General features: G+C 43.0%; 18 protein-coding genes. 2 read left to right on the forward strand and 16 right to left on the reverse strand.

Annotated features, from left to right (window positions below; all coding sequences use genetic code 11):
* Window positions 1-164: 164 nt before the first annotated feature.
* The 8 genes from QNN06_RS24225 to QNN06_RS24260 form a co-directional block, all read right to left on the reverse strand.
* Entirely contained in the window at window positions 165-467 is a 303-nt protein-coding gene (locus QNN06_RS24225) for a DUF1292 domain-containing protein (RefSeq protein WP_213120080.1), read from the reverse strand.
* A 12-nt stretch (window positions 468-479) separates the two neighbouring features.
* A complete protein-coding gene (gene ruvX, locus QNN06_RS24230) occupies window positions 480-896 on the reverse strand; it encodes a Holliday junction resolvase RuvX (protein ID WP_213120079.1) in 417 nt (138 codons plus the stop codon).
* 3 nt (window positions 897-899) lie between these two features.
* Entirely contained in the window at window positions 900-1,166 is a 267-nt protein-coding gene (locus tag QNN06_RS24235; protein ID WP_066311816.1) for an IreB family regulatory phosphoprotein, read from the reverse strand.
* 55 nt (window positions 1,167-1,221) lie between these two features.
* Window positions 1,222-3,861, reverse strand: a complete 2,640-nt coding sequence (gene alaS, locus QNN06_RS24240) for an alanine--tRNA ligase (RefSeq protein ID WP_284036072.1) — start codon at window positions 3,859-3,861, stop codon at window positions 1,222-1,224.
* 333 nt (window positions 3,862-4,194) lie between these two features.
* Complete coding sequence (locus tag QNN06_RS24245; RefSeq protein WP_284036073.1) at window positions 4,195-5,274, reverse strand: AI-2E family transporter; 1,080 nt, start codon at window positions 5,272-5,274, stop codon at window positions 4,195-4,197.
* A 91-nt stretch (window positions 5,275-5,365) separates the two neighbouring features.
* On the reverse strand, window positions 5,366-5,500 hold the full coding sequence (locus QNN06_RS24250) for a YrzQ family protein (RefSeq protein ID WP_213120076.1): 135 nt from the start codon (window positions 5,498-5,500) through the stop codon (window positions 5,366-5,368).
* Window positions 5,501-5,522: 22 nt separating this feature from the next.
* Window positions 5,523-5,714: a hypothetical protein gene (locus QNN06_RS24255; RefSeq protein WP_213120075.1), complete on the reverse strand. Its 192-nt coding sequence runs from the start codon at window positions 5,712-5,714 to the stop codon at window positions 5,523-5,525.
* Between the two features lie 11 nt (window positions 5,715-5,725).
* Window positions 5,726-6,202: a PRC-barrel domain-containing protein gene (locus QNN06_RS24260; protein ID WP_213120074.1), complete on the reverse strand. Its 477-nt coding sequence runs from the start codon at window positions 6,200-6,202 to the stop codon at window positions 5,726-5,728.
* A gap of 146 nt (window positions 6,203-6,348) precedes the next feature.
* On the opposite strand from QNN06_RS24260, the gene QNN06_RS24265 reads away from it, so the two are divergent.
* On the forward strand, window positions 6,349-7,041 hold the full coding sequence (locus QNN06_RS24265; protein WP_284036074.1) for an N-acetylmuramoyl-L-alanine amidase: 693 nt from the start codon (window positions 6,349-6,351) through the stop codon (window positions 7,039-7,041).
* Window positions 7,042-7,075: 34 nt separating this feature from the next.
* Here the strand turns inward: QNN06_RS24265 and recD2 are convergent, their stop codons facing one another.
* From recD2 to cymR, 5 genes are all read right to left on the reverse strand, one after another.
* Complete coding sequence (gene recD2, locus QNN06_RS24270) at window positions 7,076-9,496, reverse strand: SF1B family DNA helicase RecD2 (RefSeq protein ID WP_284036075.1); 2,421 nt, start codon at window positions 9,494-9,496, stop codon at window positions 7,076-7,078.
* Window positions 9,497-9,530: 34 nt separating this feature from the next.
* Window positions 9,531-10,184: a tetratricopeptide repeat protein gene (locus QNN06_RS24275; protein WP_284036076.1), complete on the reverse strand. Its 654-nt coding sequence runs from the start codon at window positions 10,182-10,184 to the stop codon at window positions 9,531-9,533.
* A 258-nt stretch (window positions 10,185-10,442) separates the two neighbouring features.
* Entirely contained in the window at window positions 10,443-11,561 is a 1,119-nt protein-coding gene (gene mnmA, locus QNN06_RS24280) for a tRNA 2-thiouridine(34) synthase MnmA (RefSeq protein ID WP_284036077.1), read from the reverse strand.
* Between the two features lie 41 nt (window positions 11,562-11,602).
* Window positions 11,603-12,745, reverse strand: a complete 1,143-nt coding sequence (locus QNN06_RS24285) for a cysteine desulfurase family protein (RefSeq protein WP_213120070.1) — start codon at window positions 12,743-12,745, stop codon at window positions 11,603-11,605.
* Between the two features lie 45 nt (window positions 12,746-12,790).
* Window positions 12,791-13,210, reverse strand: coding sequence for a cysteine metabolism transcriptional regulator CymR (gene cymR, locus QNN06_RS24290; RefSeq protein WP_213120069.1), 420 nt, complete (start codon window positions 13,208-13,210; stop codon window positions 12,791-12,793).
* 155 nt (window positions 13,211-13,365) lie between these two features.
* Between cymR and QNN06_RS24295 the strand changes: the two genes are divergently transcribed.
* Window positions 13,366-14,637 (forward strand): replication-associated recombination protein A, encoded by a 1,272-nt coding sequence (locus QNN06_RS24295; RefSeq protein WP_213120068.1) that lies wholly within the window; start codon window positions 13,366-13,368, stop codon window positions 14,635-14,637.
* Between the two features lie 58 nt (window positions 14,638-14,695).
* Here QNN06_RS24295 and trhO read toward each other — a convergent pair whose 3' ends face one another.
* From trhO to QNN06_RS24310, 3 genes are all read right to left on the reverse strand, one after another.
* Window positions 14,696-15,670, reverse strand: a complete 975-nt coding sequence (gene trhO, locus QNN06_RS24300; protein WP_213120067.1) for an oxygen-dependent tRNA uridine(34) hydroxylase TrhO — start codon at window positions 15,668-15,670, stop codon at window positions 14,696-14,698.
* A gap of 21 nt (window positions 15,671-15,691) precedes the next feature.
* Window positions 15,692-16,531, reverse strand: a complete 840-nt coding sequence (locus QNN06_RS24305) for a 2OG-Fe(II) oxygenase (RefSeq protein WP_284036078.1) — start codon at window positions 16,529-16,531, stop codon at window positions 15,692-15,694.
* Window positions 16,532-16,683: 152 nt separating this feature from the next.
* Window positions 16,684-16,977 carry a HesB/YadR/YfhF family protein gene (locus QNN06_RS24310; protein ID WP_284036079.1) on the reverse strand — a complete coding sequence of 98 codons (294 nt, stop codon included), beginning with the start codon at window positions 16,975-16,977 and terminating at the stop codon, window positions 16,684-16,686.
* Window positions 16,978-17,003: the final 26 nt, after the last annotated feature.

The raw sequence follows: 17,003 nt of genomic DNA on the forward strand, positions 1-17,003 counted from the left end.
TGTAAGCTCGGGTGCTTTATTTATTCTTTTATAAACTTGAACCATGTCGTAATAATTTCAGCATAAGGTAGGAAAAATGTCAATTTTACATTTAATTTGTCGACGGAAATTTGACGATAAAAAAATAAAAGGAACCAGCTTTGTCAGCTGATTCCTCCTGAGTGTTATTCTTCTTCTTCTTCATCTTGGATGAAGGTATTGTATACTTCTTCGATGATGTCCCATTCTTCATCGGTTGTGACAGGTGATAATTCTCCAATTTCACCTTCTTCAGTAGGGATGTAGGAATAGGCGTGGACAACGACCTCCTCATCATCCTCTGCCTCTCCAACCGGGTAGCATAAAACGTATGACTTTTCGAATTCATCAGATTCAAAGGTAAACAGAATTTCAAATAACTCCTCGTCACCGTTTTCATTGATCAGGGTAATATATTGTTCATCATCATAATGGTGTTCGTGCGCCATTTTTTCACCTCATTATTTTTTACTATCCAAATAGCCTTGAAGAATCAAGGCGGCCGCCATTTTATCTATGACTTTCTTCCGCTTTTTCCTGCTGACATCTGCTTCAAGCAGGATGCGTTCTGCTGCCATAGTGGTCAGCCGCTCGTCCCATAAAACGGTTTGAACGGCAAACCGGCGTTCCAGTTCTTCCGCATAATACTGACTTGCCTCCCCGCGCGGTCCGATTGTACCGTTCATATTCTTTGGAAAGCCTACTACTACAGTATTAATTTGATTTTCGTTGATTAATTGGCCTATTTCCTCAAAACCGAACTGCTTTTTTTCTTCATCAATTTTGAGTGTTTTCAGGCCTTGCGCTGTCCACCCAAGTTCATCACTCAGGGCGATTCCAACAGTCTTTGAACCTACATCTAAACCCATTAAACGCATTGATTAACCCTCTCGCTGCTGTTTTAAATACGATTTTACCAGTTCTTCAATGATTTCATCCCGTTCCAGCTTGCGGATGATATTGCGGGCATCGCGATGACGCGGAATGTAGGCTGGGTCTCCAGATAATAGGTAACCGACAATTTGATTAATAGGGTTATACCCTTTTTCCTTTAATGCCTCATACACTTGAAAAAGAACATCATTGACATCATGTTCAAAAGGCTCTTCAGGAAAATTAAATCTCATTGTTTTATCAAATGAGCTCATGAACGTGCACCTCGAATTGGAATTGTTACCTACATTTTACACTACTTTGTCCTTATTACAAAACAGATTTTACCCATTCTTCGACAAAGGAAAGCGCTGAATCCAGTTTTTCTGGGTCCTTGCCGCCTGCCTGAGCCATATCCGGACGGCCGCCGCCGCCGCCGCCGCACTTGGCAGACACTTCTTTAATTAACTTGCCGGCATGGTAACCTTGTTCAATTAAATCCTTTGTAACGGCTGCAATTAAATTCACCTTGCCATCTTGAGCACTTCCCAATACAATCACTGCAGAACCGAGCTTTTGTTTCAGATCGTCAGCCATGTTTCGCAAGTTGTTCATATCCTGAGCCTGAACTTTTGCGGCTAAGACAGTAACTCCATTGATTTCTTTTGCTTTGTTGACCAGGTTTCCTGCCTCAATATTGCCAAGTTTGGCAGAGAGCGATTCATTTTCTCTTTGAAGGTGTTTGATTTCAGCCAGTAAACCATCAATTCGATGTCCCACTTCTTTTGGATTAACCTTCAATTTCTCCGCAGCATCCTTTAACATGCCAACCTGCTCATTTAAAGCTTTGTATGCTGATTCGCCGGTAACAGCCTCAATGCGCCTTGTGCCGGCACCAATTCCACCCTCAGAGATGATTTTAAACACGCCGATAACAGAGGTGTTTGGAACGTGGCAGCCACCGCACAGCTCCAGACTGTAGTCGCCAACCTTAACGACGCGAACGATGTCGCCGTATTTTTCACCGAACAGGGCCATTGCTCCCATTGCTTTTGCTTCAGCAATTGGCTTCTGGCTGATATCCACTTCGATGCTGCTCCAGATTTTTTCGTTGACAATCTTTTCGATTTGCTCCAGTTCTTCTGGTTTAATTTGACCAAAATGCGAGAAGTCAAAGCGAAGACGGTCCGGTTCAACAAGCGACCCTGCCTGATTGACATGCTCCCCTAATACATCCTTTAACGCACGATGCAATAGGTGGGTAGCTGTATGATTCTTAATGATTTTCACACGGTTTTCCGGATCCACCTGGGCAGTTACCTGCTGGTTTGTCTTTAATGTTCCTCTTTGCACTGCTACTTTATGAAGGTTCTGGCCGTTTGGCGCTTTTTGGACATCTTTAACTGAAACGCTTGTCCCATCGCCTTGAATTACACCGCGGTCGGCAATTTGTCCGCCGCTTTCCGCATAAAACGGAGTAATATCAAGAATAAGCTGAACTTCTTCACCGCTTGAAGCCTCATCCATCAGTTCGCCATTTTTAATAATCGCTAAAATTGTAGAGTTCGTGGTCAGTTCATTATACCCAACAAACTTACTTTCTAAAGTAATATCCCTTAATACGCCACCTTGAACCTGCATCGAATTTTCATCGTGACGGGCCGCACGGGCACGTTCCCGCTGGACTTCCATTTCTGCCTCAAAGCCATCGTGGTCAACCTTCATGCCTTCTTCTTCGGCATATTCTTCAGTCAATTCAACCGGGAAACCATACGTATCATAGAGACGGAAAACATCTTCACCAGAGATGATGTCGCTGCCTTTTTCCTTTTCCTTCTTAATAACGCTTGCTAAAATCGCTAAGCCTTCATGAAGGGTTTCATGGAAACGTTCTTCTTCCGTTTTGATGACTTTCTGAATGAATTCAGCCTTATCCTTTACTTCCGGATAGAAATCATGCATGATTTCGCCTACAACCGAAACAAGCTCATACATAAATGGGCGATTGATGTTGATTTGCTTAGCGTACCGGACAGCACGGCGGAGCAAGCGTCTTAGGACATAGCCGCGGCCTTCATTTGATGGCAGCGCTCCGTCACCAATTGCAAAGGCTACGGTTCGGATATGGTCAGCAATCACTTTGAAAGCTTCATCTTGCCCCTTCTCGACCCCGTATTTTACGCCGGAGATTTCTTCTGTCGCCCGAATAATCGGCATAAACAAGTCTGTGTCAAAGTTGGTCGGTACATTTTGCACGACAGAAGCCATCCGCTCAAGGCCCATACCGGTATCAATGTTTTTCTTTGGCAGCGGCGTATATGTACCGTCAGGATTATGGTTAAATTGAGAGAACACAAGGTTCCAAACCTCTAAGTAGCGTTCGTTTTCCCCGCCAGGATACAATTCTGGATCGTTAATATCATTGCCATACTCAGGTCCGCGGTCATAGAAGATTTCCGTATTTGGACCACTTGGGCCTTCGCCGATATCCCAGAAGTTCCCTTCAAGACGGATAATCCGCTCCTCCGGAATGCCGATCGTGTTATGCCAAATTTCATAGGCTTCATGATCTTCAGGATGAATCGTCACAGAAAGAAGTTCTTTTTCAAAACCGATCCATTTTTCGTCCGTTAAAAACTCCCAAGCCCACTCAATGGCTTCTTTCTTGAAATACTCACCGATAGAGAAGTTCCCAAGCATTTCAAAGAAAGTATGGTGGCGGGCGGTTTTGCCGACATTTTCAATATCATTAGTCCGAATCGATTTTTGAGCATTTGTGATTCTTGGATTTTCAGGCACGACACGGCCATCAAAATATTTTTTTAAAGTTGCGACACCGCTGTTAATCCACAACAATGACGGGTCATCATGGGGAACTAGCGATGCGCTTGGCTCAACATGGTGACCTTTTTCCTCATTAAAAAATTGTAAAAACATCGAGCGAATTTGCGAGCCAGTTAAATTTTTCATATTTTATACCTCCTTTATTTAAAAAAAGCACACAAAAAAGCCCTCATCCCAAAACAGGGACGAGAGCATATCTCGCGGTACCACCCTGATTATGGATACAAAAACTTCATCCATCTCTCAAAAGCCTTTAACGCAGGTCTTACGGCAGTGGTTAGCTGCACTCCGGATTAGCGTTCTGTTATCCTTCATCCAGAACCCCTTTCAGCCAAGGGGGCCCCTCTCTTGTGCGCATGATGCGTTACAGATGGTCTATAACATACTTGTTCCTTCTTCATTTTAACCAATATTATCTATGACGAATTATAGCTAGTACTGACTTAGTTTGTCAAATACCTATGGAGATGTTTCATTACTTCGGGCAGCGATAAAGTGATTTTTTGCATGAATGATGCCAACCTTCAGAATCGCTACCACCGGAACCGCTAAAATCAACCCTAAGATCCCGCCGATCTCACCCCCTGCTGTCAGTGCTGCCATGATGACTAAGGGATGCATATGAAGGCTTTTACCCACAATATAGGGCGACAGGATATTACCTTCGAGAAACTGCAATCCAAATACAATAATCAGCGTGATAATGACCAATTTCACCGAAATCGTTGCTGCCACAATTACCGCTGGAACAGCACCGATGATGGGGCCAAAATAGGGGATGACATTTGTCGCTCCTACAATCATTCCTAACAATAAGGGATACTTTAAATCAAACACCCAGAAAAGAAGAGAAGAGACTGTTCCGATAATGACACAAACAAGCAGCTGGCCCCTAATGTATCTGCCAAGTGAATCGTCGACATCCTTTAGAAAAAGGGTTCCTCTTTTCCGCCATTTTTTCGGCGTCATATACCAAACACTTCGTTTAATTAGGGCAAAATCCTTCAGCATATAGAAGGTGATAAAAGGGATAATCAGCAAAAGTGCTGCTGAATTTAACAATTGACCTAAATATCCAACAATAATTGATAAAAGAGAATCAAGTCTTTTCTCAAAGGCATCAATGCCGTGATTAATTCTCGTTTGCAGTCCGTCAGGCCATTCTCTTGTATGGGCTTGGAGAGTACGAATCCAATCTCGATACTGTTCAGCGAAAACAGGTGCACTTTCCGAAAGGTCTTTTATTTGATCTATGACTGCAGGAATCCCCTTATAAAGGGTAAACCCAAGTCCACCAAAAAATATGACATAAATGAGCAGGATAGCAATGCCACGATGAAGTCCCTTTTCATACAGTTTTTCAACTATCGGATGCAGCAAATAGGTGATAAATCCTGAAATGACAAACGGAAGTGCAATAATGATGGCCACTTTTACAACCGGCAACCAGACAAAACGTATTTTTAAAAATACGTAAATGACAATTAATAAAAGGAGAGAAAAACCGATTCGGTAATACCATTTCATACGAATATCCAACGCCCGCGCCCTCCTTTAGTGGTTATTTTTGGAGACTCGGTAAATAAATATTCATTAAAAATCCCCCTCTATGTGAGGGGGATCTAACCATTTAAAATATCGCTCGTTTCACTTTTCTCTGCATTCTTTTCATTTGCCGGCCTGACATCAAATTATTTCTTTGCGCCAAATTATAAGCAGCCATCCCGGCACCAAAAGCAACCATTGTCGTCATCAATTTGTTCATACGTTTCACCTCTTATTTGGATTTAGAGTGTGTAACGACGCAATTCTTCTTCAAACAAATCGTCTAATGAACTCAAGGTTCCGTCTTCCTCGACTTGATGGGTATTGATAATTCCTTTGCCAACAGACAATTCAATAAAACAGTTCCAGCAATAGTATTGATTGATACCGATTTTTCCGATATCCTTGCTCGCACAATTGGGACATTTAAGCATGAAAAGACACCTCACGTTTGATTAACGTCAACGATAATGGCATCTTTTCCAACCGTTAAGGGTTTCTCGGACTGGATTACCTGTTTCCCATCAGTGATATCTGAAAAGAAGCCATCCGTGATTTCGTACCCTACGATTGTTCCCACTTCTTCCTGAAAGTATACATCTTTTAACATTCCGAGCGATTGTCCGCTATTGGAAAGCATCATCATCCCTTCAAGTGAATGCTGATGGTTCAATGTAAACTCAGGAGTTTCTTTCAGCTTTTCCAAGCTAGTAGCATCTTCGATCATGACCCCATCCCAGCCAAAGGAAGAAACCTTCTGAATGTCCAAAAAACAGGATTGTTTGAAGAAAACGCCTTTTTTAATCAATAGGCCATTGACGGTTCCGTTTTTTGAAATGCAAAGATCACAAACCTCGCCGATTTTCGTTCCTCTTTTCGTTTCAAAAACCGGCTGCCCCTTCAATAAGGAAAATGTTCGCAAAGAGTATCCCACCTCCTTCGAACATTCTTAGTTTCCGTTATTTTCGTCAAATCATAAGGTGAAACGTTTTCCAATGTGAGCTGTTTGGAATAAGAAATGTTGTTTAACAAACAATGTAGAAAAGAGGTTAGGAAGAGGTCGAAGAAATGAGAAAAAATCTAATCTTTTTCAGTTTCATTTTTATTATGGTTATTAATATTTTCCCTTCCCGTGCACTTGGGGCGGCAACACATGGACAATATCTTTTGATGACTAGAGAGGAATTTAAGGATTGGTTATTTCAAAATAAATTTACCAGAAATATAAACATCATCCAGCAGCATCATACATGGCTTCCGTCCTACAAGCAGTTTTATGGGAATAATCATTTTAAAATGCTCGAGAGCATGGAAAATTTCCATGTCAAGCAAAGAGGCTGGAAGAATATTGCGCAAAACTTAACAACGTTTCCCGATGGAAAGGTTGCAGTGTCCAGGCCGTTTGACATTGCCCCGGAAGGCTCGATTGGCCCTATCGCTAACACATCCGGAATCATGATTGAAAATGTCGGAAATTTCGATATCGGCCATGATGTGATGACAGCGGAGCAAAAAGAAACGATTGTTTATATCACGGCTGCACTTTCCTTAAGATTCGGACTGACTCCCTCTATTGACAGTATTACCTATCATCATTGGTGGAATGTAAAAACGGGTGAACGAGTGCTAGACAGAGGTCCGGATTACAATGTAAAAACCTGCCCGGGAACAGGTTTTTTCGGGGGTAATTCGACTACCGACGCCGTCAATAATTTTTACCCGCTTGTGTCTCGGAAAATGCAGGAACTATCAAGTAAATGAATGGAAAAAAGCCCCATCAGGGGTCCTTTTTCATTTAGCTGCCAGTTTTCTCCATAAAGTCATACGGCGAAATATTTTCCATCCCAATCATCGGATTGACGGTCATTAATTCTTCCTCAAGAGACAATTTGCTCTGTTCTTTGTCCTTTTGGATCTCGGCTGTTTTCCCCGCAATGTTTTCCTGAAGTTTTTCACAAAGTGTGGTCAATCTTGACATTTCATCCGCCCGCGCAACCCCCATTTGCAGTGCATCGACCTCTCCGCATAATATCAAGGATTGTTTGCTTCTTGTTATCGCCGTATAAATTAAATTCCTTTGCAGCATTCTGTAATAACTTCTAGTTACAGGAAGAATGACTATCGGAAATTCACTTCCCTGCGATTTATGGACCGAACAGCAATAAGCATGGGTGATTTGCGTTAAATCCTGCTTTGTATACTCCACTTCATTGCCTTCAAAGGAAATATAAATCATATCCTGCTTTTCGGTATTTTCCTTTGCATAGATGATGGAGATGATTTCCCCGATATCTCCATTAAACACATTATTCTCAGGCTGGTTGACTAGCTGAAGAACTTTGTCGCCAATCCGGTACTTAACATCCCCAAATTGGATTTCTTTTCTTTTGCCATCCGGGTTTGGGTTAAAGATTTCCTGCAGGAGCAAATTTAATCGGTCAATGCCGGCTGGCCCCCGGTACATTGGGGCTAATACCTGAATATCCTTTGCCGTATAACCCTTATTTTTCGCATTTAATGCGACCTTTTCGACTACTTCTGAGATTTGTGCGGCAGTACATCTGATAAAGGAACGGTCGGCCTGTTTTTGGGTTATGTCAGCCGGCAAATGTCCCTTTTTGATTTCATGCGCCAGTTCAATAATAGAGGAGCCCTCCGCCTGGCGGTAGATATCCGTTAACCGGACTGTCGGGATTCGCTCCGATCTTAGTAAATCCTTTAAAACCTGGCCTGGGCCGACAGAAGGCAACTGGTCTTCGTCACCTACCATGATAACTTGAATGTTTTCCGGCAACGCTTTGAAGAGCTGATTCGCGAGCCAAATATCGAGCATTGAAGTTTCATCGACAATGAGAATTTTTCCTTCTAGCGGGCTCCCCTCATCACGGTCAAAGCCTTCCGTTCCGTTGAAGCCAAGCAGACGGTGAATCGTGACCGCGGGCAGTCCAGTCGATTCACTCATCCGTTTCGCTGCCCTTCCGGTAGGCGCCGCGAGCAGAAACGGAAATGGTTCGTCCTTTTTTTGATAATCCTTTATATCCAAGGAGCAGCCATGGAGTTCTCCGTAAAGCTCGACAATCCCCTTGATAACGGTCGTTTTCCCTGTTCCGGGCCCGCCTGTTAAGATTAGCATCGGTGACATTAACGCTGTTTGGATGGCTTCCCTTTGCGTTGGGGCATACTGGACCCCAAGCCGTTCCTCCAAATCTCCTAATGCCAGCAAAAATTCCGATTCCGGGAATTGGTCCTGATATTCTGTTTGCTGCAGGATTCGTTTAATACTGGTGACAAGTCCTTTTTCCGCAAAGTATAAGGAAGGCAGGTAAACTCGTTTCTCTTCGCCAATAATTTTACCTTCCTTTTCAAGCCCGATAATTTCGTTTGAGATAGCCAGAAAATCAATTACGTCGCGTTGGTTCTCTTCTAGAAGGGCTTTTACCTGTTCAAGTAGTGCTTGAGCTTGCATATAGACATGCCCTGTCTGCATGCATTCGTTTTCCAATGTATAGAGACATCCTGCCTTAATTCGGTCAGGATGGCTGCCTGATATGCCAAGCTGGTAACCCAGCTCATCAGCCCGGCCAAAACCAATTCCCTCGACATCCTCAACCAGTTGGTAAGGGTTCTCTTGGATAATCTCAAGTGTCTTTTCTTTATAAGTTTGGTAAATCCGCATCGACAGCTGGGGGCCGAAACCATACTGGTTTAACGCGACCATCACCTGTTCGAGACCTTGATGTTCCATTAACGTGTCATAAAGCTGCTTTGCTTTATCAGGAGGGAGTTTCGGTATGGTATCAAGGAGGGAGGGCTGATTGAGAATTTTCGAAATCGCATCCTCACCCAAGGTTTCCACAATATTTTCCGCCGTTTTCTTGCCGATTCCTTTGAACATTTCGCCGGATAAATAAGCTATGACACCCTGCTTGGATTGAGGCATTTCCTTACGAAAATGGTTCGCATGAAATTGAGTGCCAAAGCGGGGATGGTCCTTAAATTCTCCGTAAAAAATATACGTTTCCTGTTCGTGCACTTTGGGAAAATAGCCAGTAATGACAGCTTCTTTGTCTTCATACTGTTGATTGGTCTCATCTACCCGGATTCGAATTACAGTATAGAGGTTTTGTTCATTGTGAAAAATCGTCACAATTGGCCGGCCTTTAATAAACTTCCCCTGCCCGCTGAACAAATCAAGCGATTCCTGCTTTTCCACCATAGCTGCTCCCTCCTTCCTCGTGAAAATTAATGGATTACTGGTTCATTTCTAATATCTTTTTGGCATTTCCGGACAATAAATGGTCCGGCTGGATTTCTAAGGCTTTTTCGAACATCTCCAGCGCTTGCTGGCCTTGCTCTTGGAATGCATAAGAAACGCCCAGGTTATAATAGGCATCCGAATGGTTTGGATCGAGTTCAACGCATTTTTTAAATTGGCTGATGGCTTCGTTAATCAGTTCTAGGTTCGCCAAAGCTAACCCGTATTGAAAACGGGCCTCTGCATCATTTTCATTTATTTCGACACTTCTTTGGAAGTAGGGCAATGCAAATTTGCTCTGGTCAAGATTGACTAATGAAAGCCCCAGCATAAAATAGTTGTCGCTTGTTTCCAGTCCTTTTCTCATCGCCATTTCAAACATGTTTTTGGCCTCTTGGAAACGGTCATTGCTGAAATATAGATTGCCTGCGCTGTAATAGGCTGCACCTGCATTTTCGTCAAGTTCAATTGCCTTTTGGAAAAATTTTAGCGCTTTTTCGGCTTCACCTACAACGCTGAGGACGTTGCCAAAATTAATATAGCCAACTGGGTCAGACGGATTTTCCTGTATAGCCTCATTGAAAACCTTCACAGCCATTTCCCAGTTGCCTTCCTGCATATATTGAACACCTATTTGGTTTTTGTCCATGTTTTTCAACTCCGTTCTACATGGAAGTATACCATATTTCGATTGAATGTTGAGAGTGGAATAGGGTGCTGCTGCGTGGTTTAGGGTTATTCGCCGAATGTTGGTAGATATTCGCCGGTTTGTTCCAATTATTCGCTGAAATCTTTGAGTTATTCGCCGAAACGGGGCTGTTATTCGCCGAATTCACAATGTTATTCGCCAAACCAAATTTCATCACAAAAAACCCCGACTCCAAAACTGGAATCAGGGTCCTTAAACTTAGCCAACATATGTCAAACGTTCACCATTTTTATAAACTTCATCTATCGTTCCACCGCCAAGACACTCGTCACCGTCATAAAAAACGGCGGCTTGACCAGGTGTGACAGCACGAATCGGTTCTGTAAAAATAACTTCAACCTTACCACCATCTAATAGACTAACTTTAACCTTGTGATCTTCCTGGCGGTAACGGAATTTGGCAGTACAATCAAATTCCACAGGTTTTTCCCGGTCAGAAACCCAGCTAACATCCGTCGCAATAATCGAATCGGAATAGAGCTTTTCATTATGGAAACCTTGCCCGACATATAAAACATTCCGTTTTAAGTCCTTGCCAATGGCAAACCAAGGCTCACCCGATCCACCAATGCCGAGCCCATGACGCTGACCAATGGTATGATACATCAGGCCTTCGTGTTTGCCTTTGACTTCGCCGTCGAACGTTTCCATGTTGCCGGGCTGAGCAGGCAGGTATTGACCTAAAAATTCCTTAAAATTCCTTTCTCCGATAAAGCATATACCAGTCGAGTCCTTTTTCGCCGCCGTAGCAAGACCGGCTTCCATCGCAATTTCCCGCACCTTCGCTTTTTCAAGATTGCCGATTGGGAACATGACTTTGCTGATTTGCTCTTGCGACAATTGATTTAGGAAATAGGTTTGATCCTTATTTTCATCAAGGCCTCGCAGCATTTTATATTCACCGTCGCGATATTCAACGCGGGCATAGTGACCAGTCGCGAGATAGTCTGCACCTAAATTCATCGCATGCTCTAAAAAGGCTTTAAACTTAATTTCCTTATTGCACATGACATCGGGGTTTGGTGTGCGGCCCGCTCGATACTCAGCAAGGAAATAGGTGAATACCTTGTCCCAATACTGCTTTTCAAAATTAACCGCATAATACGGGATGCCGATTTGGTTGCAGACACGAATCACATCGTTATAATCCTCCGTTGCCGTACAAACACCGTTTTCGTCGGTGTCATCCCAGTTTTTCATAAAAATGCCAATCACATCATAGCCCTGCTGCTTTAACAACAGTGCCGCAACAGACGAATCAACACCTCCGGACATACCGACAACAACTCGGGTATCTTTTGGGTCTTTTCTTTCCATCTAAAAATTCACCTCTCTTTACACACAAAATAATCTTGCATTTATTTTCTAAGCCGCGATACAACCTTCGCTGTTTCTTCCGCCGCTTTTAGGATTTCTTCGGTCGTCGTGGTAAAGCCAAAACTAAAACGGATTGCATTCGTTAACCGCTCTGAGCCTTTGCCGAACATCGCCACAAGGACATGCGATGGTTCAATTGATCCGGCCGTGCAGGCAGAACCACTTGAAACAGCAATTCCCGCCAAGTCTAAATTGACTAGCATGGCTTCCACGTTAGTTCCCGGAAAGCTTAAGTTTAATACATGCGGCAAGGAATTTTCAAGCAATCCGTTTACAGTGAACTCAATCCCTGATTCTTGAAGCTTGTTCAGTAAAAGCTGCTTATACTTTGTAAACTGTTCTCTTTTCGCAGACCGTTCCTCCATTGCAATCAGAACCGCTTCATGGAACCCGGCAATTGATGCGACATTTTCTGTTCCAGCGCGCCGTTTTCTCTCCTGCTCGCCGCCAAATAAACGTGGTGAAATTTTCACATTTGACCTTACATAAAGAAAACCAATCCCTTTTGGTCCATTTATTTTATGAGCAGAAACCGATAGCAAATCAATATAGCTTTCGTCGACATTTATTTTTTCCATCCCATAGGCCTGGACAGCATCTGTATGAAATTTTGCCTGATGATCCTTCAAAAGCCGGCCAATTTCCGCAATCGGCTGGATTGTGCCAACCTCGTTGTTTCCATACATGACGGAAACTAATATGGTATCGTCCCTTAAGGCCTCCTGAAGATCGGAAATGGAAATCCTGCCTGTTTCATCAACTGGCAAATAGGTGACCACAAAGCCCATTTTTTCAAGCTTCTGACAGGCATGAAGCACCGCATGATGTTCTACCTGGGTAGTGATAATATGCTTTCCTAGATGCTGATAGCTTTCCGCAACGCCAAATAATGCCATATTGTCCGCTTCAGTACCGCCGCTAGTAAAAATAATCTCGTTTTCCTTTGCCCCAATGCTCCCCGCGAGTGCTGCCCGCGCCACATCAATATAGTGTCGCGCTTCCCTGCCAAAAGCATGGATGCTAGATGGATTTCCAAAAACAGATTTCATCGTCTCATGCATTTTTTCAATCACTTTTGGATGCATAGGAGAGGTCGCGGCATGGTCGAGATAAATTCGTTCCATTCTGACACCTCAAATCAACATATTTCTCTATTATTAGCTTCGTCATTAAATATAAAACATATAACCTTCCATTTCGCCATCTTCACTGTGGCTTGCTAGGTCTTCAAGGGTCGTGTTGTCCAATACACCCTTAATCGCGTCGCGGATCCGAATCCACAACTCTCGTTTGGCCGGTTCTTCGTCTTCTATTCCTTCAACCGGTGTAATCGGGCCCTCAAGCACACGAATCACATCCCCGGCAGTAATTTTGGAAGGCACATCTGTTAAAATGTAACCGCCGTAGGCACCTCTGATACTTTTCACCAGCCCGGCATTACGTAACGGTGCAATCAATTGCTCCAAATAATGCTCAGATAGGTCATTCGCTTGGGCTATTGTTTTTAAAGAAGTTGGCCCTTCTCCATAATTTTTTGCTAATTCAATCATAATTGTAAGGCCGTAGCGGCCCTTTGTAGATATTTTCATAAAATAACACCTCTATTTTTTTTAGAATCTATATTCAAAAAAATCCGTAGTATTTTGGTAGGCATTAGAATTATAACATATTCTTCTTTAATATGCTTTTCCACGAGGAAATGGTATTGTTAAGATATAGCAAAATATTTATTGGAGAGATTACTATGCAGCAAAAACCGTTGGCATTTCGAATGCGGCCGCGAACAATTGAAGAAGTTGCCGGCCAGCAGCATCTTGTCGGTGAGGGCAAGATCATTGCTAGAATGGTAAAAGCCAAGCAGCTGACCTCAATGATTCTGTATGGTCCTCCGGGGATAGGCAAAACCTCGATCGCAAGCGCCATTGCCGGCAGTACCAAATATGCCTTTCGAACGTTAAACGCCGTTACAAATAATAAAAAAGATATGGAAATTGTCGCTGCCGAGGCGAAAATGTCCGGAAAAGTAATCCTGCTGCTGGACGAGGTCCACCGGTTAGATAAGGCCAAGCAGGATTTCCTATTGCCCTATTTGGAAAACGGAATGATTGTATTGATTGGAGCAACAACCAGCAACCCTTATCATGCCATTAACCCGGCCATCCGCAGCCGCTGTCAAATTTTTGAACTAAAGCCATTAACACCCGATGAAGTTACGCAAACCTTAGTTCGGGCATTAGAGGATGAGGAACGAGGTTACGGCAGATTAAAAGTTGATATAACCGAGGAGGCACTTCAGCATTTTGCCCAAGGCTCAGGAGGAGATGTCCGGAGCTCTTTAAACGCCTTGGAATTAGCCATACTTTCGTCAGATCCAGATGAAAATGACATTATCCATATCGATGTGCAAACAGCTGAAGAATGCCTGCAGAAGAAAAGCATTGCCGCGGATAAAGACGGGGACGCCCATTACGATGTATTGTCAGGCTTCCAAAAATCAATCCGCGGCAGTGACGTAAACGCCGCCCTGCATTATCTTGGCCGATTAATTGAAGCCGGGGACTTAGTAAGCATCAGCCGCCGATTAATTGTGATTGCGTATGAGGATATTGGACTCGCCAACCCGCAGGCGGGAGCACGGACATTGGCGGCTATTGAAACGGCCGAAAGACTCGGCTTTCCTGAAGCCAGAATTCCACTTGCTAATGCGGTGATTGAATTATGCCTGTCGCCCAAATCCAATTCTGCTATTCTGGCGATTGATGCGGCCCTTTCCGATATACAAAAAGGAATATCCGGCGATGTCCCGGACCATTTAAAGGACGCCCATTACAGAGGAGCAAAAGAGCTTGGCAGAGGCATTGGCTACAAGTATCCGCATGACTATGAGAACGGGTGGGTACCGCAGCAATATCTGCCGGACCGGATCAAGAACAAACAATACTATCAGCCGAAAAAGACAGGAAAATTCGAACAGGCACTTGCATCTGTCTATGAAAAGCTTACACGAAAAAGTTAAATATGTATAAAAAAATGACGTGTACCCATTCACACGTCATTTTTTTATAAAATTATAATCAGCTGTTTTTAACCGAAAATTCTTCGCCAATCTGCTTTAATCTCAATTCAACGTCTTCTTCCGTTAACTCATGTTCCTTCACATACAAGTTCCTTGGGTGCACTCGGCATTCATGTGTGCAGCCCCTTAGGTATTTGTACTCACTTTCCTCTGAGCAAATAATTTGTTTATTGCATTCCGGGTTTGCACAATTTACATATCGTTCACAAGGTTCACCCGTGAAATAATCTTTTCCGACGATAACATGTTCAACACGGTTAACTGGTACACTGATCCTTCCGTCAAATACATAGCATTGTCCGTCCCACAGCTGTCCTTGCACTTCAGGGTCCTTCCCGTAGGTCACGATACCGCCATGTAGTTGCCCAACATCTTGAAAGCCTTCTTTTACAAGCCAGCCTGAAAACTTCTCGCAGCGAATTCCGCCTGTACAATAGGTCAAGATTTTTTTCCCTTCAAACTGCTGTTTATTTTCCCGAATCCAGTCCGGAAGCTCGCGAAAGGCTGTTATGTCGGGTCGAACTGCTCCTCTAAAATGACCTAATTCAAATTCATAGTCATTTCTGGCATCAATGACAACTGTCTCCGGATCCTGCATTGCCTCATAGAATTCTTTCGGACTCAAATGTTTACCGGTCGTTTCATTAGGATTGATATCGTCTTCTAAGCGAAGGGTGACAAGCTCCGGCCGATGGCGGACATGCATCTTTTTGAAGGCATGTTCATCCTCTTCATCAATTTTAAAAACCATATCAGCGAAACGTTCGTCTTGATGCATGATTTCCATATACTTTTCAGTCTGCTCGACCGTTCCCGATACCGTACCATTAATCCCTTCGGCAGCCACTAAAATTCGTCCTTTAAGTCCTAGTTCCTTACAGAACTGCAAATGCAGAGCGGCAAATTCCTCCGGATTCTCAATTGGTACATACATATAATATAGTAATACTCTATATGGTTTATTTTCTGTCATTTGTTACTGCCCCTATCTATGTTAGTAAATTCTCCCTTGCCTGATCCACTTGGTGGCAACCCATTTTTCACCTTCGGATACCGGCACACTGGTGTGTAAGGATAGTCGATCTACTTGTCCCTTACTATTCCCATAATGAAAGTAAACAGCTGTTCCTTTCTTCGGAACAATCGATACCCCTAGCTTTGAGAATACGGTTTCTCCTCCTGAAGCGACATCATTTAAATAGATTAAAAAGGTGCCGATCCGCTGTCCCCCTTTATCTTCTATAACCTGGTTTGCCGGGAAATAATCGAAGTGGGGTTTATATTCCTCGCCTATTTTATAGTTCAAAACCTGCAGCCCTTCACCATTTTCAATCGGATAGCCGGTTAATTCTGCAATTCTTTTCTCAATTGTGGAGACGTGTCCATTTTCATTGATTGTAAAATACATTCCTTTGCTCGTTCTGCCAGAAGCTGCACGGTTCTCCCCAGTGTTTTTATCAATAACATGAGAAGGCTGTAATCTGTCTCTTGAAAGGCTGATCAGTTTGTCACATTCTTCGTCGCTTAACACATTATCTAAATGCAGAATAAATGGATGCTCGACTCTAGAAAGCACCTTAATTTCCCGGTCCCCTGCATATGGTTTATTGCCCTTTTGGCCGATTTCAGGAATTTCATAATAATAAGGGCTTTGCTTATCAGCTGTTACAATCGATTGGTTTCCACTAATACGCAATAAAGTCCTTAAGGCAAATGTTTCATCGAATCCCTTTTTAATCATCGCATCGACGATTTTCTCCGGGCTTGCACCACTATTTAATGTCTGTATGATCCAATCTTTAAATTCGCTGGAGATATGCTTGATTTTTTCCACTCTATATTTCTCCTTTTAGAACGAATACCAAACAATTATCTCTTAACAACAAGAAAATTACCAGCGATGGATATCCTTGTCCCCGTTTGCATTATCCTATTAGGTTAGAGAAATAGCCCGTAAAACCAAGCGGGCTTGCCACATGGAGTGAGTCAGGGTTTAACATACTCATATTTCAATTCATCTTCTTTTGCATTATAATCAACATGTAAATCATGCCCATCGAAATACCAGACATCTCCGTCTTCGACAAAGAAAAGGATCCCATCCAGATCAGTACTGGCTGCTATTTTTAAAGGCTCCTCTTGAGTAAACGCCAAAGAATACCCCTTTTGAATAGGACTATTTCCATAAACTTGCGTATAAAATCGCAGTTTATCTCCCTTCTTAAGGCCAATATCTTCTTTGAACCATTTTAATGCCTGATTGCTGATTTTAATTTCCATAAATAAGTCCTCCAGATAATTTTTTA

It is taken from the genome of Neobacillus sp. 114 (assembly GCF_030127045.1).
GTDB lineage: Bacteria > Bacillota > Bacilli > Bacillales > Cytobacillaceae > Neobacillus > Neobacillus rhizophilus.

Coding starts and splice junctions, on each gene's coding strand:
- trhO (WP_213120067.1), bottom strand. CDS start 15,670: ATGACAGAAAATAAACCATATAGAGTATTACTATATTATATGTATGTA.
- ruvX (WP_213120079.1), bottom strand. CDS start 896: ATGCGTTTAATGGGTTTAGATGTAGGTTCAAAGACTGTTGGAATCGCC.
- recD2 (WP_284036075.1), bottom strand. CDS start 9,496: ATGGTGGAAAAGCAGGAATCGCTTGATTTGTTCAGCGGGCAGGGGAAG.
- QNN06_RS24285 (WP_213120070.1), bottom strand. CDS start 12,745: ATGGAACGAATTTATCTCGACCATGCCGCGACCTCTCCTATGCATCCA.
- QNN06_RS24225 (WP_213120080.1), bottom strand. CDS start 467: ATGGCGCACGAACACCATTATGATGATGAACAATATATTACCCTGATC.
- QNN06_RS24295 (WP_213120068.1), top strand. CDS start 13,366: ATGCAGCAAAAACCGTTGGCATTTCGAATGCGGCCGCGAACAATTGAA.
- QNN06_RS24265 (WP_284036074.1), top strand. CDS start 6,349: ATGAGAAAAAATCTAATCTTTTTCAGTTTCATTTTTATTATGGTTATT.
- cymR (WP_213120069.1), bottom strand. CDS start 13,210: ATGAAAATATCTACAAAGGGCCGCTACGGCCTTACAATTATGATTGAA.
- QNN06_RS24310 (WP_284036079.1), bottom strand. CDS start 16,977: ATGGAAATTAAAATCAGCAATCAGGCATTAAAATGGTTCAAAGAAGAT.
- QNN06_RS24235 (WP_066311816.1), bottom strand. CDS start 1,166: ATGAGCTCATTTGATAAAACAATGAGATTTAATTTTCCTGAAGAGCCT.
- QNN06_RS24255 (WP_213120075.1), bottom strand. CDS start 5,714: ATGCTTAAATGTCCCAATTGTGCGAGCAAGGATATCGGAAAAATCGGT.
- QNN06_RS24250 (WP_213120076.1), bottom strand. CDS start 5,500: ATGAACAAATTGATGACGACAATGGTTGCTTTTGGTGCCGGGATGGCT.
- mnmA (WP_284036077.1), bottom strand. CDS start 11,561: ATGGAAAGAAAAGACCCAAAAGATACCCGAGTTGTTGTCGGTATGTCC.
- QNN06_RS24275 (WP_284036076.1), bottom strand. CDS start 10,184: ATGGACAAAAACCAAATAGGTGTTCAATATATGCAGGAAGGCAACTGG.
- alaS (WP_284036072.1), bottom strand. CDS start 3,861: ATGAAAAATTTAACTGGCTCGCAAATTCGCTCGATGTTTTTACAATTT.